This window comes from Paraburkholderia sp. SSBN10T, assembly GCF_056619545.1.
In genome coordinates this window covers 161608-177469 of record NZ_JBWQQI010000006.1, presented here as the reverse complement: position 1 = coordinate 177469, position 15862 = coordinate 161608, and the positions used below count along the sequence as shown (strand labels likewise).

Here is a 15862-nt window from a genome sequence, read left to right as displayed (position 1 = left end):
AGATGCGCATCGAGACATTCGGGTTTCCCAACCAAGTCCGCCTGTCGGCGAATGCAGGCAGGTCTTCGGCGTTTCTCGCGCGGGTCGATGCCGACACATGGACCAGAACCGCCACAACGGTGCGCGAGACGGGTGGCCGGCTGGTCTCCCTGTGGGGCACCGAAGAGACGGCAGGCGTATTCGTGATCTCCGCCGCGTATGCGCTGGAAGACGGCATCCTGTGGCTTCAGTTGCCCGCGGGTGACGGGCATGAGAGCGGGTACGGCTACCCGGATCTGTCGGCCGTCTTTCCCTGCGCGACGCGCATGCAACGCGCCGTCTACGATCTGCTCGGACTGCGTGCGATCGGCGCCGAAGATACGCGGCCGTGGCTGAATCATGGCAACTGGCCAACCGATTACTTTCCGTTGCAGAGAGTGTCCTCAGGGACCGAGCGGTTTCAATCCCAGGAAGCGGACTATCCGTTCGTCCATGTCGATGGTGACGGTGTCCACGAGATTGCCGTTGGTCCGATCCACGCAGGCGTGATCGAGCCCGGACACTTCCGCTTCTCGGTCGTCGGGGAGAAAGTGCTGCGGCTCGAGGAGCGGCTGGGCTATGCGCACCGGGGCATCGAACGGCTGTTCAAGCAGATGCCCGCGCTCGACGGATACCGTCTCGCAGGACGCATCTCCGGAGACACCACGGTCGCCTTCGCCTGGGCCTATTGCATGGCGGTCGAGCGCGCGTTGGATGGAAGAATTCCGCCACGCGCGCAATGGTTGCGTGCGCTGTTGCTCGAGCGCGAGCGCATTGCCAACCATCTGGGCGATCTCGGAGCGCTGGGCAACGACGCGGGGTTCGCGTATGGCCTCGCACAGTTTTCCCGCCTGAAGGAAGACTGGCTGCGCCTGAACGACCGGGTCTTCGGACACCGCTATCTGATGGATCGGATCGTTCCCGGGGGCATGGCAACGGACATCGATCCGCACGGCATCACCGCGATGCTGACGCAATGCGAGCAGATCGACAGCCAGGTTCGCGTGATGCAAACCATTTACGACGATCAGTCGGGGCTGCAGGACCGCTTCGCCGGCGCGGGCATCGTTTCTGCGAAGGTGGCGGAGCACTTCGGTGTGTGCGGGCTGGTCGGACGTGCAAGCGGACGGAAACTCGATGTGCGCGTCGATCATCCGTACGCACCCTACCATGAGGTTCAGGTGCAGGCAGTCAGTGACGACCGGGGAGATGTGGCATCCCGGGTCGCGGTGCGGTTCGACGAGATCTACGAATCGCTTCGCTTGATCCGCGCGCTCCTGTCCGACCTGCCGGGCGGCGCCATCGTCACGCCGCTTGAACACGCAGGCGCGCCATCCCGTGGGGTGGGATGGATCGAGGGCTGGCGGGGCGATGTGTTCATCGCGGTCGAAACCGGGGCTGACGGGACCATTTTGAGCTGTCACTGCCATGACCCGTCGTGGCATAACTGGCCGGCCCTGGAACACGCGATCATCGGCAATATCGTTCCCGATTTCCCGCTGATCAACAAGTCATTCAATCTGAGCTACGCGGGACACGACCTGTAATGTGGCAACTTCTCAAACAGATCGCGACAACCGGCACACCGGATAAGCAGGTGCCGGAAAGCGATGACGCATGGCGTACCGAGAGCCAGCAGATCCAGCACGACATACTCGACGTACTGGGCCGGGCGCTGTGCATTCGCGAGATCGACGCGGGCTCCTGCAACGGATGCGAGCTGGAAATCCACGCGCTCAACAATCCGTACTACAACATCGAAGGTCTGGGTATCAGGTTCGTCGCGAGTCCCCGCCATGCCGACATGCTGCTGGTCACCGGCCCGCTGACACTGAACATGCGGGAAGCGGTACGGCGGGCGTACGAGGCGACGCCCCATCCGAAGCTCGTCGTCGCAGTTGGCGAATGCGCCTGCACCGGTGGCATGTTCAAGGAAAGCTATGCCGTCTGTGGAGCGCTCTCGACACTTCTTCCTGTCGACGTCACGGTACCGGGTTGTCCGCCGCCGCCCATCGATATCCTGAGAGGCATTCTCGCCGCGCTTCGTGGGAAGCGCGCGATGCCCGCTCCGCAGTGACCGACTCAACTACGCATCAACGACAAGGCGAAGGTCGTCATTGACACACTGTCAACCAACCCGGCATTTATTTCCGCGGAATCATTCCGTAAATTTGCTGCAGTCAATTCAACACGGAGAAGCAAATGAAGATTGCGGTAGTAGGTTACGGAAATGTTGGCGCGGCAATGGTGAAACGGCTGACTGCTGCGGGTCACGAAGTCGAAGTGACTGGCCGCAAGCTCGAAGGAGCTGAAAAAGTCGCCGCGGAATTTGGCGCGAAAAGCGCTTCATTGAGCTCCGTTGCGAAAAACGCCGAACTCATCATACTGGCCGTGCCATATGGCAATGTGGCAGCGGCGCTCGCTGAAGCAGGCTCGCTCAGCGGCAAGGTGCTCGTCGACGTGACCAACCCGCTGACGGATGACTACATGGGCCTGACCATAGGCCACACGACGTCGGCAGCGGAAGAAATCGCGAAGCTGACGGACGCCTCTGTCGTCAAGGCATTCAACACGCTGTTCGCTCAAGTTCTGGATGCCGGCGCAGCCTTTCCGTCACAGAAGGCGTCGGTGTTCGTCGCGAGCGACGACAAGGCCGCGAAGGAGAAGGTCGCATCCATGGCGGGATCGATGAGCTTCGACGTGATCGACGCGGGCGGCCTCAAGAATGCGCGCTACCTCGAAGCGGTGGCCGGTCTTAACATCTACCTGGGCTATGGCGCGGGTCTGGGCGTTCAGATCGCGCCGACCTGGATCACGCGCTAATCGCCTCTCGCACGCACCAATCTGCCTGGCCGCTTGCGCCTCCCGGCGCAAGCGGCCTTTTTACGCTTAGCCCTGCCCTTCCCTCACACTCCGTTGACAATCCCGCCTGCCTTGCGACATTCGCGCGGCGTCATGTCGAACTTTGCGCGAAAGCGCCGGCTGAAATGCGCGGCATCGTTGAATCCCCAGCGAAAGCAGATTTCCGATACCGATAACGTCCAGTGTGCCGGGCTCGTCAATTCCTGACGGCAGCGCTCAAGACGTCGATCGCGGACATATTCCCTGAAACTCGTGCCCGCGTGCTCGAACAGCTTCTGCACGTAGCGCGACGACACACGTTGCTGTTCGGTGATCGTGTTGAGCGACAGCTCGGCATCGCCGAGTTGCTGATCGATCGACTGACAGATGCGCAAAAAATGCTCGGAGCGCTTGCGGTCGCCGAGCGTATGCATCGCATGTTCGCTTGCAAGACACGCGATCATGAACTCCGACAGTGCGACCTCGATAGGATGGATATCCGCGGCGTCGAGCCCCTCCAGTTCGTCGCCGACGGCGGCCAGCATGGCCGCCAGCACACGCGTGAGGCTCGTGTTGGCGGGCAGCACGCCACAGGTCAGCCGGCGTGGATCGACCAGCCCCGGACGCAACAGCGTCGTCGGCACACGCACATAAAGCAACCGGAAATCGGCGCACAGTTCGAGGGTCGAATCGCGGCCGCAAGGTCCGTAGAGCATGTCGCCGCGCGCAACGGGAACCCGCTCGCCAGCAGCAAGGAATGTCGAACGTCCTTCCAGCAGCAAGGCGAGCCACAGCGCCGGCTGTTGATCGCGAAAGCTGCCCGAGATGGTGAGCGGTGTCGCACGCAAGCGCGAGAATTCGATACCCGTCGGCGAGACGATCCCGTGTACGTCGCCCTCGAAGCCTTCGTTGATCCGCGCCGCGTCGTGCGGCAGGCACGCTGCGTTCATCGCATCACGCCACACTTGCGGGCGCTGCTCCGTCGAAATCGACTGCGTGGAAAAGTGCCAGGACTTTAGCGCCATACTCCGCTCCCCACCCTTTGATCTATGTCAACGAATGCAAATGTCGGACCAGCTCACGATGGCGTCGCAATCACATGTTTGTCACAACTTTGCCCCGAGATCGGGTATGCGCCACCCTTCACTGGTGCACGCCGCACCGCAACGATGATCCTCACGCCTGCTCCGGCGGTACCGCCCACGGCGCATCGCTCCACTGCTCCGCCAGATAGTCCACCGTGACGCGCGTTTTGGCAGGCAGTTGAATCCGGCTCGGATAGACGGCGTAAACGCCTATGGGCGGTGGCGTGAAGTCTTCCAGCACGGGCACGAGCCGTCCGCGCGCGAGACTATCCCTTACCAGAAACAACGGCTGAAGCACGAGCCCGACGCCCGCTTCGGCTGCTGCCACACAGGTTTCGCCGTTGTTGGCGCTCATGACGGGACGCGGGTGTCCGACGTACTCGCGTGCCGTCGTCCGCTCGCGCAGCCGCCAGTCGTGGCGCTCGCTAAAGTACCCGTACGCGATCGATTGATGCGCGGACAGATCGGCCGGTTCGAGCGGCACGCCGCGCCGCTCCAGATAAGACGGCGACGCGCAGATGACGAGCGGCGTGCTGGCGAGTCTGCGATGCACGAGCGACGATTCCACCGGACGTGCGATGCGAATCGCCAGGTCGAAGCCTTCCGCGACGATATCGACGAGCGCGTCCGAAAGCGAGATGACGGGTCGCACTTCTGGCGCACGCGCCAGCAAACCCGCCCACAGCGGCGCGAGATGCGCGATCCCAAAGCTGACGGGTGCGCTGATGCGCAACTCGCCCGAGGCGTGCTCGCGCTCACCTTGCGCAACCCGCTCCGCTACGTCGAGCCGCTCCAGGATGTCGCGACAAGACCGGTAGTAGGCCTCGCCTGCCGTCGTGAGCGCAATCTTGCGGGTCGTCCGGTGCAGGAGCCGCGCACCGAGCCGGCTTTCGAGTTCCTGGATGGTGCGCGACACCAGTGCGCGAGAAACGCCGCCCGCTTCCGCGGCGGCGGTAAAGCTGCCCGCATCGACTACGCTGACGAACGACTCGATCTCGCGCAACCTGTTCACTTCTTGCCGGGCTTCGAAAAAATTCCGCGCGGCAGGCGCACGTGGGCGCCGAGGGTCGAATCGACCACCTGTGTGATACCCACATCGCCCGCGACGCTCATCAGCGAATACGCATCGTTGCGCGACAGGCCGACGTGCTCCTCCAGCAGCAGCATCGTATCGAGCGATGCATTGCGCAGCGCTTGATTCAATTCCGGGTCGAAGCCGTGGACGATCCAGCTATCGGCCGTTTCAAGCAACGGCGTTGGAAACGCAAAGTCCTTGCGCAGGACGATCTGCATCGTCACATTGAGCGACGCTTCGATCGCGGTGCCACTGATTTCGCCGTCGCCTTGCGATACATGCGGATCGCCGATCGAAAACAGCGCGCCCTCCACCTGCACCGGGTAATACATCGTCGCGCCCGCGCCGATACGCCAATTGTCGATATTGCCGCCGTGGCGTCCGGGCGGAATCGTGCTCACGCGGCCGTCGACGGCAGGCGCGACGCCTGCCGTGCCCAGATGCGGACGGGCGGGAATGCGCACGCCGTCGAGTGCGGGCTGCCGGTCGCAGGCGGGACACTCGGTGATCGTGCCGGGCGTCAGGTACTTGCCCTTGAAGTCGTATGCATACAGCGCGGACGCGTGATTCGCACCGTCGTCCAGTTCGTAGATGGTCACGCGCTCTTTCTCGCCCATCTCCTTGTACAGATAGCCCCAGTTCGCCGCCAGGTTGGAGCCGTAGCGACAGCGCGGCGCCAAGTGCAGAAAGCGCACTTCGAGCATGTCTCCAGGCTGTGCGCCTTCCACATGGATCGGACCTGTCATGATATGCACCCCGGGATTGCGGTCGTGCTCGGGAATCGCGCGCCACAGTGCATGCAGCGCGTCGTCCATCATCAGGTCGGGCGCATCGCCCGCATGATGCGTGACGGCTTCCGCGTACACCAGGTCACCACTGCGCACTTTCAATGCAGGCGCGAGCGACGCGTCGAAATAGCCCCAGTGAACATTTTCACGCGTCGCGCGCAGCGTATGCAGCGCGCCGGGCTGGATGGCGGTGCGCGGCGCGCTTTCGGTCGGAATCAATGCCATGGAATTGCTCGTCGAAGGTTAGAGATCGAGTATAAGAAGCGGGGTTGTCGAACGCGAACAGCATGGCGTGAACACTTTGCCGGAAGCCTGCTCGTCCGCGCTCAGAACCCAGTCACGATGATCAGGCGTGCCGTGGAGCACGCGCGTGATGCACGAGCCGCACACGCCCTGCCCGCACGACGTCGGTATCTGCACGCCGGCGTCCGCAAGGGCGGAGCAGACGCTCTGTCCGGCCGCGACGCTCACGCGCCGGCCCGTCGATGCGAGTTCGACGTCGAAGGGCATATCGGCGTGCGCAGCAGCGTCACGCCCGACCGATGAGGGCGCGCTAAAGCGCTCGTAATGCAGGTGATCGTCGGGCCAGCCCAGTGCGCCCGCAGCGTCCAGCACCGCGTCGATCATCGCGAACGGTCCGCAGACATAGAGATGCCGCCCCGCTTCGTAGCCGCCGATGAGCGGCGCGAAGTCCTCGCACAATCCGAGATGGCGCGTGACGCTGCCGCCCCATGGCGCCTGCGCGATCATTTCGACGAAAGGCTGGCGCTCGCGCGTGGCCGTGAAGTCGTGCATGTCGAAGCGCACACCTGCCGCATGCAATGCCCACGCCATCGCCAGCATCGGCGTGATGCCGATGCCGCCCGACACGAGCAGCGCCGAATGCTGGGTCGCCACTATTGGAAAATGATTGCGTGGGCCGATGGCATCGAGCGTATCGCCCACCCGCACTTCTTCACACATGTAGCGCGAACCGCCGCGCCCCGATGTCTCGTGTTGCACGGCGATGCGATAGCGCAGTGCGTCGGCGGGATCGCCGCACAGCGAGTATTGGCGGGCGCGCCCATCGCAATCGATTTCGATGTGCGCGCCCGCTTCGAAGAACGGCAGCGGCAGGTGGTCGGCCGCTTCGAGTTCGAAGGCGACGATGTTGCGGGCGACCTCCACGCGGCTCACGATGCGCAGTTTCATGCGCGCTTCCGTTTGCCTATGAAAGGCGTCACGCAGGATCATGCGGCCTCCTGCGTACGCGCGCCGGCTGCGGCGCCAAGCGTGAAGCTCAGCATGCTGAGCGAGCCGTATTCGAGGAAGTTGCTTTCGAAGGTGACGACGTCGTCGGCATGCCGTGCGCCGAGCGCATATAGCACGGGCCAATAGTGATCGGGCGTCGGCACCGAGCGCTGCGCCGGCTCGCCCCCCGCTTCATAGTCGATCACGGCGTCGGGGCGGTCTTCCCCAATCGCGCTCACGATGTGGTCGTGAAACGCCTGCGCCCACCCGTAGCCCGCGCCCGGCGTGTTCCAGTCCATCGCCGGCAAGTTGTGCACGATGTTGCCGCTTGCCGCAATCAGAATGCCTTCATCGCGCAGCGGCCGGAGCGCGCGGCCCAGTTCGTAATGAAAACGTGCGTCGCGCGTGCGGTCCATGCTCAGTTGAACGACGGGAATGCGCGCCTCCGGAAACGCCTTCAGCAGCACGGACCACGTGCCGTGATCCAGGCCCCAATGCTCGTCGAGCGCGACGGGCAGCGGCGCGAGCAGCGTAGCGACACGCTGCGCCAATGCCGGGTCGCCCGGCGCAGGGTATTGCTGCGCGAACAGTGCGGGCGGAAACGCGCCGAAGTCGTGGATGGTGCGCGGCTGCCGCGTCGCGGTAACGGCTGTGCCGCGCGTCAGCCAGTGCGCGGAAATCATCAGGATCGCGCGCGGCGCGCCGGCGGCTGCCCCCATCGACGCCCAGGCGCGGGTCGCGCGGTTGTCGTCGAGTGCGTTCATCGGGCTGCCATGACCGAAGAACATCACGGGCAAGCGGTTGGAGCAGGCGGTCAGAGAAGTCATGCGTTCAGTGCGGTGAGTGAGATGGTCTGCGCGACGTGCGGGGCCGAGTCGATCAGGCTTTGGGTATAGGGATGCTGCGGGTTCGAGAGCAACGCTTCCGTCGGACCCGCTTCGACCACGACGCCGCGCCGCATGACGATCACGCGTGTGCACAGATAGCGGACGACGGCCAGATCGTGTGAAATGAGCATCAGCGCGATCTTGTGCGACTCGCGCAGCGCGAGCAGCAGTTCCATGATCTGCGCCTGCACGGACGCGTCGAGCCCCGAGACGATTTCATCGGCGACGAGCAGACGCGGCACCTCGCACAACGCTCGTGCGATGTTCACGCGTTGCCTCTGCCCGCCCGACAACTGTGACGGAAAGCGGTTCGCGTATTCGGGCGCGAGTCCCACTTCATCAAGCAGATCGAGTGCGCGTCGCGCACGGTCCACGTGCAGATGCGGGCGGCTTTCCATCGGCTGCGTGACGATGCCCGAGAGCCGCCGGCGCGGATTGAGCGCCGCACGTGCGTCCTGAAAGATCATCTGGATCGCGTCGATCCGTTTGCGCCACATCTCGCGGCTTGCATCGAGCGCCACGCCGTCGAGCAGGATGTCGCCTTCCGACGGCGTTTCGAGGCCCATGACGAGCCGCCCGAGCGTGCTCTTGCCACTACCGCTCTCGCCTACCACGCCGATGAACTCGCCCGGCGCAACGGTAAGATCGAGGGGCTGCAGCGCGGCAGCGCCGCTTTTTCCGTAGTGCTTGCCGACACCCCGCAGGATGAGGAACGGTGCCTCGCCCATCGCTGCGCGCACGGCTAGCGGTGCGCGCCCGGGCGCATGGGGCAGATCGTCGGCGCGCAGGCAGCGCACGCCGCCGTGCACATCGGTTCGCAAGACAACGGGTGCGCTTTCACAGACCGGCGTGACATACGCGCAGCGCGCAGCGAACCGGCAGCCGCGCAGTCCGCCTAGCTCCTCGAAGCCCGGCATGTGGCCATCGAGCGGTTCGACCCGCACGCGTTCGCCCTTCAGCACTGGATTAGCCCTCAGCAGCGCCCGCGTGTACGGATGACGGGGCGAGGCCACCACTTCCCGCGCCGTACCCCATTCCATCAGATCGCCCGCATACAGCACGGCGATATCGTCGCAGGCGTGCAGCGCAAGCCCGATGTCGTGCGTGACGAATATCACGCTCGTGCCGCGCCGCACCTGCATCGCACGCATCAGTTCGACCACATGGCGTTGCGTAGTGACGTCGAGCGCCGTCGTCGCTTCATCGGAGATGACGAGATCGGGATTGCTCGCGAAGGCCATCGCGATGCACACACGCTGACACATGCCGCCCGACAGTTCGAACGGATAGCGCGCCAGCAGAGCCTCCGGATCGTGCAGCAGCACCTCGGCCAGTGCGTCGATAGCGCGCTGGCGCCGCTCGTGCGACGCCACGCCGAGCCGCGCCAGATGCAGCGCGAACTGCCTGCCGATCGACAAGGTGGGATCGAGCGCGCTCATCGGTTCCTGCGGCACATAGGCGATGCGCTTGCCGAGTAGCGTGCGCTGCTGCGCGGCGCTGGCGTGCAGCAGATCGATGCCGGCGAAACGCAGCGCACCCGCACGCAACGCGAAGCCGCGCGGCAGGCTGCGCGCGAGCACACGCCCGAGCATGCTCTTGCCCGCACCGGATTCGCCGACCAGTCCCAGTGTGCGGCCGCGCCGCACCGTCAGCGTGATATCGCGCAGCAAGGCTACGCCGTCGCGCTCCACGTTGAGTGCGTCGAGCGTGAGCAGTACATCTTCCGCGGTACCAGCATGTGCTGCGACAGTCGCGGGCTGCAGTGAAGTCCTGAAGAGGCGCATCATGCGCGCCGTCCCGAACGTTCGAGGAGACGGTTATCGGTCGCGCGGCGTAACCCCTCGCCGAGGAACATCGTCGCCAGCACGGTGACCACCATGCACGCGATGGGAAAAATCAGCTCCCACGGCGAAGTGAACACGTTCGCGAGGCCGTCGGAGATCATGCCGCCCCAGCTAGGCCGACTTGGATCCGCCGACAGGCCGACGAACGACAGGCTGCATTCCGCAACAATCGCGATGCCCACCTCGAGACTCATCAGCGTGATGAGCGTCGGCAGCAGGGCGGGCAGCACGTCACGCACAATCGTCGCGAAGGTGCCGGCGCCGGCGATACGCGCGGCCGCAACATAGTCGCGCCGCCGTATCACGAGCACCTCGGCACGCAACACGCGGCAAAAGCGCGTCCAGTCGACGAAGATCAGCGCGATGATCACGTTGGCGACGCTCGGCGATAACGCGACAATCAGCACCAGCGCGAGCACGACGGCGGGAAACGACATCCACACCTCGACCACCCGCAGCACGGCCCAGTCGATTTTTCCGCCGCACCAGCCCGCCAGCAGCGCGAGCAGGCCGCCAATCAACGCGGTGCCGAGCGGTGCGATGAAGCCCACCAGCACCGCGATGCGTGCGCCGTAGATCGCGAGGCTCAGCACGTCGCGGCCGAGTGCATCCGTGCCGAGCCAGTGCCCGGCCGCTCCTCCTTGCGCCCAGGCGGGCGGCAACGATGTCGAGAGAAGATCCTGATCGTCGGGGTGAAACGGCGCGATCATGGGCGCACACAGCGCGACGATCACGAGCAGCAGCAGCACGCCGGCGCCGAACAGCACGCGCGGCTCCCGCAGGACACGCAGCGGCGCGACGCAGGCGCGCGGCGGAGTAACGGTTGTGCTCATGCGATCCTCAGACGTGGATTGAGCAGCACTTCGAGCGCGTCGGCCGCGGCGTTCGACAGTTGCACGACGACGGCATAAATCAGCGCCAGCGCCTCGATCACGGGTAGATCGCGTGCGCCGATGGCGTTGATCATCAACGTGCCAATGCCCGGCATGCCGAACACCTTCTCGACCAGCAACGTGCCGCCGATCAGCAGGCTCGCCTGCATCGCGAGAATGTTCATCGTCGGCAGGGCTGCGTTGCGCCAGCCGTGCTGCCACAGGATTTGCGCCTCGCGCAGGCCGCGCAGACGCGCGGCCTGAATGTATTCCTCCGCATACACATCGAGCAGACTCGAGCGCAGCATGCGCATAAGTGGCGGTGCGATGCCCATACCGAGCGCCACGCACGGCAGCACGAGATGCAGCAGCACGTTGCCGAACGCCCCGAATTGTCCGTCGATCAGCGTATCGAGCAGCAGGAAGCCGGTATGACGCGTGACGTTGTACGCGTTGTCGATCGGACCCAGAAACGGTAACCAGCGCAGCACGATGCCGAACAGCAGCATGAGCACGATGCCCCACAGAAAGTCGGGCATCGTCATCGCAAGGCCGTTGAGCATTTCGCAGATGCGCTCGGCCCACGTATCGCGGCGACTGAACGCATATAGCGCGCTCGCGATGCCCACGGCCACGCCCAGCAGCAAACCGCCCGCGAGCAGTTGCAGCGTGGTCGGCAACGCATTGGCGATCAGTACGCCGACCGGTTGCCCGTTTTGCAGAGAGTCGCCGAAGTCGCCGTGCAGCATGCCCGCAAGCCAATGCAGATACTGCATGACAAACGGCTGATCCAGGCCGAGCCTGTGGCGCACTTCGGCGATCTGCGCGATGCTCGCGTTCGGCGGCAGTAGCATCGCCGCCGGGTCCGAGCGCAGCAGGCGCAGCGCGCCGAAGATCACGGCAGATACCGCGAGCAGGATGACGATGCGGCGCAGAGCACGCAGTGCGATTTTCACCGCGCGCTGCCGGGCGAGCTTGACGGGCTCGCGCAGCGCGCTCACTTCGATAGATGTGCTCATCAGCGCCCCTTTTTCGTCAGTCCGTCACGACCACGCCGATCGAGGCCAGCTTGCCCTTCGCGGCGGTGGCGTCCTCGCTGATGCGCCGGTAGGCGGTCTGATAGCGCGGCACGAGCCATGCGTTGAGTTCCTGCTGCGCGCGCTCCTGCCACGAGTAGCGACCGCGCACCGCGTAGCGCGATTGCAGGCCGACCTGCACCATTTCATCGACATGCAGATCCTGCGCGATGATGTCCGACACCGCGCTCATGCTTATCTCGACCCGCTTCGCGAAGAGCGGGTCTTTCATCGCGCCGGGCGCATACAGCACACCCTGATCGAGATAGTGCGTGCCCGCCGAATCGGCGCGCAGAATCATGTAGATCACGCTATCGACCGAGACCACCAGGGAAAGCGTCGGCGGAAGATTGGCAAACAGCATGCGATTGCGCTCTCCGTCGGTCAGCTTCGGGAACACCGGAAAAAGTGCCTTCTGCGTCGGGTTGAATGCCGCATCCGCGTGCAGCGTGCCGTTGAAGCGATAGTAGCCGGCCGTGTCGACGGGCAACTGCGCCGGGAAGGTCGACAGCGAGCTCGGCACGAAATCGTGCAGAGGGCCATGATGCAGACGATTCGCGTGATAGCCGTCGTTGTTGTTCTCGAACATCACTTTCCAGTTCCACTGAAAATGAAACGGCTGCTGGGGACGCGGACCCTCGGCGTGCTTCAGGTCGAAGTTTTCGAGCACGGCTTCGAGCGCGGTGAGGCGCGGCGCAAGCGGGGGAGCGTCATGGTCGAAGTTGATGAAGATGAAGCCTTGCCAGCATTCGACCTGCATCGTCGGCAGGCAAAAGTCCTTCTTCTCGAAGCCTTCGGTGTCCTCCATCGCGGGCGCCGCGATCAGTTCGCCGTCGAGCGAATACGCCCAGTGGTGATACGGGCACAACAGCGCGCGCGCGTTTCCGAAACCTTCAGCGACCACCATCGCGCGGTGCTGGCAGACGGACGACATCGCCTTGATCTCGCGCTTCGCGTTGCGCGTGATGACGAGCGGCTCACCGACGATCGAAGTCGTGAAGTAATCCCCCGGGTTGCGTATCCAGTCCTCGCGTCCGACGCAAAGCCATTCGTGATTGAAGATCGCTTCCTTTTCGAATTCGAAGAAGTCCGGGTCCGTGTAGCACGACGGCGGCAGTGTTTCCGCGCGGCTGACGGGCGCAGCGGAGCGCTCCAGTGCGTCGAAGAAGGCGGCGTCGTACTTCGGATTCAGGCGTGTCTTTAACATTACCGGGTCTCGTGGTGTCGTTGCTTCGTTCGTCGCGCGCGTCACGCGCTCCAGTAATCGGGCAGCATCCAGCCGCTGAGGAACGGCGTGTATTGCAGGCCCTTGCGATACGACGCCGTGGCGATGCCTTGCATCAGCGGTAGCGCATAACCTTCGCCGACCGCCCAGCGGTGAAATTCCTTGTAGCCCGAGATGCGCTTCGCTTCGTCCAGCTCGACGAGCAGCGGGTCCAGACGCGGCGATACGTCCGCGCTGCGCCATACGGAAAATCCCGTCTTCGGATTCAGATACGAGCCAGCCGAGAGTTCGGGGTCGCCGCTGCCGTTCTGCCACATCCACAGCATCGGTCCGGGCAGCGTGCCGGCGACGGCCTGCGCGAAGAACTGGGCGGTTTCGATCGGGCTCAGCTCCGCTTCGATGCCGACCTTCTTCCACATCTGCTGGATCGCGCGCGCCATGTCGTAGTCGCTCGGATACACGCCATTGGTCGCGAGGAATTTCACGCGCACGGGCTTGTCTGTCGAATAGCCGCTTTGCGCGAGCAGCGCCTTCGCCTGCGCAGGATCGAAGGCGAACTTGAAGTCGGGGTCGAACGCAGGCGTACCGGGCGCAGCAGGCGTTGCCATCGGCGCCGCCACGTTGTTGAAGAACGCGCGCACGAGCGCCTGCTTGTCGATGGCGTGATGCATCGCGAGGCGCACGTTGCGGTCCTGAGTCGGACCGCTGTTGACCATGTGGATCAGATACGAATCGATGGTCGGCGTGATCTGGCTTTGGTGCGCTCCGCCCTGCGACAGGCGCACCGCTTCCCGCAACGGCAGCATGCCTGAAACGTCCGCTTGCGATGCCTGCACGGCAGCGACGCGTGCCGTCGGATCTTTCACGACCTGGAACACCACGTCGCGGATTTTCGGCGCACCGCGCCAATGCCTGTCGAACGCCGCGAGGGTGATGCGGGAGTCACGTTCGTAGGCCGCCAGCCGGTACGGGCCCGAACCGACAGGTTTGGCGATGAAGCCCTGCGCGCCGACACTTTCGAAATACCTGCGCGGCAGCAGATAGCTGCCCATATAGCCGAGGAACGCAGGCGCGGTGACCATCGGCGCCTTGAAATGCATCACGGCGCGCGTCGGCGACGGCGTCTCGATGCCTTCGAGCGCCCACCAGATGCCGCCGAGCTGCAGCGACTTGTCGGCCTGCAGGCGGTCGAACAGCGTGAATTTAAAGTCATCGGAGGTGAGCTTGTCACCGTTGTGGAACAGCACGTCGTTGCGCAAGTCGAGTTCCAGCACCTTGCCCGCCGTATCCTTCCAGCGCCACGCGGTGACGACGCCGGGGCCAAGCTTGCCCTTCGCGTCGATATCAAGCGCGGCATCGAACACACTGCGGTAGATCGAGATCGGGTTCGGCGCGACGCGTACGAGCGGGTCCCACGAGGGCACGTCGGTCGGAAAGGCGATGGTCAGCGGTCCGTTCGCGGCTAGCGCCGCATCGCTGGCGGCGAGCGAACCGAGGGCGCCGAGGGCGCCCGCGACGGGCGTCGCAAGCCCTGTCAGGGTGCCGCCCAGCATCTGTATGAAATGTCTGCGAGTAGTCATGGGGGTGTCCGTTTCGGCGTCTTGCGCCTCGATGCTGCCGCGCCAGGCAATCGTCACGGCATGGCTGAAGGTTAAAAGGGCAAAACCTGGCTGTCTTGTCGGCGCGCGCACGCAGTCGTGTATTTCGTGCACGCGCCGCAAGGCAGGGTCAGAACGAGTGAATCATTGCGATACGCGAAGTCAGTTGCGTGTTCGAGTTCGACGGCAGCGAATAAAAGCCCGCCCCCTGGTTCGCATCGACGCCCGCCTGCGCACGCAGATACGACACGTTCACATAGAAGCTCGTGCGCTTGCTCAGGTAGTACTGCGCGCCCAGGGTCGGCTGATGCCAGTGCGTGTGGTCCCATGTCGTGTACTGGTAGCCGCCCAGCAGCGCGATATCGGGCCGCACAAAATACATGGCGCCGACTTCATAGACATCCATCGTGCCGCTGCCGCTGTAATTCTCGAGATGTGTCGACGTGAAGTTGGCCGATAACGTCAGCTTGTTCAGCGTGTAGCTCGCGCCGACCCCGAACTCCGCCTGCTTGTCGACCGTGAACGCCGTCGTGTAGTAGAGGTCATTGACGCTGCCGTCGGCGTTGCGCGTCGCGACCGTTTCGCCGAGAAAGTTGAATACGCCGAATTGCGCATACGGATAGATGTCGACGTCGTGCAACACCTCGTAGATCGCCGCTGTGCTAAAGCCGCCGTTCTTGTAGCTCGCACCGACGCTCCATGCGCTGTCCTTGTTGAAGTTGCCCGCAACGTTACCGAAGCTCCACATGCCGCCAAAACTGAAGCCATCGATCACTGGACTCTGATACTTCACGGAATTGGACAACTCTTCGGCCGAGATCCGGTCGATGTCGCCCATGTGGCCCGCGTAGACGCTCGCGTAGCCATTGAGGTTGAAAGGCGTGATGTAGTCCGCGATGAAGTCGTACTGGTTGCCCATTGTCAGCGTGCCGTAAGAGCTGGAAAGACCTACGAACGCCTGGCGACCGAACAGCGCGCCGTTGTTGCGCAGTTCGCCCGTTCCCAGACTGAAGCCGTTCTCGAGCGTGAAGATGGCTTTCATGCCGCCGCCGAGGTCCTCGCTACCCTTCAGGCCAAAGCGGTTGCCGAAGTTGGCGCCATCCTGGAACTCGTAGAGATGGCCCCCGCTTTCATTGCTGATGTAGGTAAAGCCGGAATCAATCAGGCCGTAGAGCGTGACCGAACTCTGGGCATGTGCGCAGCTCATCGCAATCAGCATGACGATGCCCATCAAATATCTTTTCATAGCGTGGTCCTGGATAGAGGGGGACGTACTTGTTCGAAACATCGCCGTCGCGCACCTCCCCGGTTGCAACGTGCGGT

General features: G+C 63.9%; 14 protein-coding genes. 3 read left to right on the top strand and 11 right to left on the bottom strand.

The features are described from left to right. Positions 1 to 2: 2 nt before the first annotated feature. From AC1ECK_RS11705 to AC1ECK_RS11695, 3 genes are all read left to right on the top strand, one after another. Positions 3 to 1565, top strand: coding sequence for a hydrogenase large subunit (locus AC1ECK_RS11705; protein WP_480319097.1), 1563 nt, complete (start codon positions 3 to 5; stop codon positions 1563 to 1565). After that, a complete protein-coding gene (locus tag AC1ECK_RS11700) occupies positions 1565 to 2095 on the top strand; it encodes an NADH-quinone oxidoreductase subunit B family protein (protein ID WP_480319095.1) in 531 nt (176 codons plus the stop codon). Before AC1ECK_RS11705 ends, AC1ECK_RS11700 begins: the two co-directional genes overlap by 1 nt. A 92-nt stretch (positions 2096 to 2187) precedes the next feature. Then, positions 2188 to 2841, top strand: coding sequence for an NADPH-dependent F420 reductase (locus tag AC1ECK_RS11695; RefSeq protein WP_480319456.1), 654 nt, complete (start codon positions 2188 to 2190; stop codon positions 2839 to 2841). An 83-nt stretch (positions 2842 to 2924) separates the two neighbouring features. On the opposite strand, the gene AC1ECK_RS11690 is transcribed toward AC1ECK_RS11695, so the two are convergent. The 11 genes from AC1ECK_RS11690 to AC1ECK_RS11640 all read right to left on the bottom strand — a co-directional run bounded on the left by AC1ECK_RS11690 (position 2925) and on the right by AC1ECK_RS11640 (position 15785). After that, positions 2925 to 3884 (bottom strand): helix-turn-helix domain-containing protein, encoded by a 960-nt coding sequence (locus tag AC1ECK_RS11690; protein ID WP_480319093.1) that lies wholly within the window; start codon positions 3882 to 3884, stop codon positions 2925 to 2927. A gap of 151 nt (positions 3885 to 4035) precedes the next feature. Beyond that, positions 4036 to 4956 (bottom strand): LysR family transcriptional regulator, encoded by a 921-nt coding sequence (locus AC1ECK_RS11685; RefSeq protein WP_480319091.1) that lies wholly within the window; start codon positions 4954 to 4956, stop codon positions 4036 to 4038. Beyond that, positions 4953 to 6032: an acetamidase/formamidase family protein gene (locus AC1ECK_RS11680; protein ID WP_480319089.1), complete on the bottom strand. Its 1080-nt coding sequence runs from the start codon at positions 6030 to 6032 to the stop codon at positions 4953 to 4955. The genes AC1ECK_RS11685 and AC1ECK_RS11680 overlap by 4 nt, the downstream gene beginning before the upstream one ends. A gap of 18 nt (positions 6033 to 6050) precedes the next feature. Next, positions 6051 to 6998, bottom strand: a complete 948-nt coding sequence (locus AC1ECK_RS11675; RefSeq protein WP_480319087.1) for a PDR/VanB family oxidoreductase — start codon at positions 6996 to 6998, stop codon at positions 6051 to 6053. Between the two features lie 38 nt (positions 6999 to 7036). Next, positions 7037 to 7864: a 4,5-DOPA-extradiol-dioxygenase gene (gene ygiD / locus AC1ECK_RS11670; protein WP_480319085.1), complete on the bottom strand. Its 828-nt coding sequence runs from the start codon at positions 7862 to 7864 to the stop codon at positions 7037 to 7039. Further along, on the bottom strand, positions 7861 to 9711 hold the full coding sequence (locus AC1ECK_RS11665; protein WP_480319083.1) for a dipeptide ABC transporter ATP-binding protein: 1851 nt from the start codon (positions 9709 to 9711) through the stop codon (positions 7861 to 7863). The genes ygiD and AC1ECK_RS11665 overlap by 4 nt, the downstream gene beginning before the upstream one ends. Beyond that, entirely contained in the window at positions 9708 to 10601 is an 894-nt protein-coding gene (locus AC1ECK_RS11660; protein WP_480319081.1) for an ABC transporter permease, read from the bottom strand. The genes AC1ECK_RS11665 and AC1ECK_RS11660 overlap by 4 nt, the downstream gene beginning before the upstream one ends. Further along, the gene (locus tag AC1ECK_RS11655) at positions 10598 to 11659 is read right to left on the bottom strand and encodes an ABC transporter permease (RefSeq protein WP_480319079.1); all 1062 of its coding nucleotides are present in this window, start codon (positions 11657 to 11659) and stop codon (positions 10598 to 10600) included. Before AC1ECK_RS11655 ends, AC1ECK_RS11660 begins: the two co-directional genes overlap by 4 nt. A gap of 16 nt (positions 11660 to 11675) precedes the next feature. Continuing rightward, complete coding sequence (locus AC1ECK_RS11650) at positions 11676 to 12923, bottom strand: aromatic ring-hydroxylating oxygenase subunit alpha (RefSeq protein ID WP_480319077.1); 1248 nt, start codon at positions 12921 to 12923, stop codon at positions 11676 to 11678. 41 nt (positions 12924 to 12964) lie between these two features. Further along, positions 12965 to 14521, bottom strand: a complete 1557-nt coding sequence (locus AC1ECK_RS11645) for an ABC transporter substrate-binding protein (RefSeq protein ID WP_480319075.1) — start codon at positions 14519 to 14521, stop codon at positions 12965 to 12967. Positions 14522 to 14669: 148 nt separating this feature from the next. Beyond that, the gene (locus tag AC1ECK_RS11640; protein ID WP_480319073.1) at positions 14670 to 15785 is read right to left on the bottom strand and encodes a porin; all 1116 of its coding nucleotides are present in this window, start codon (positions 15783 to 15785) and stop codon (positions 14670 to 14672) included. Positions 15786 to 15862 lie beyond the last annotated feature (77 nt).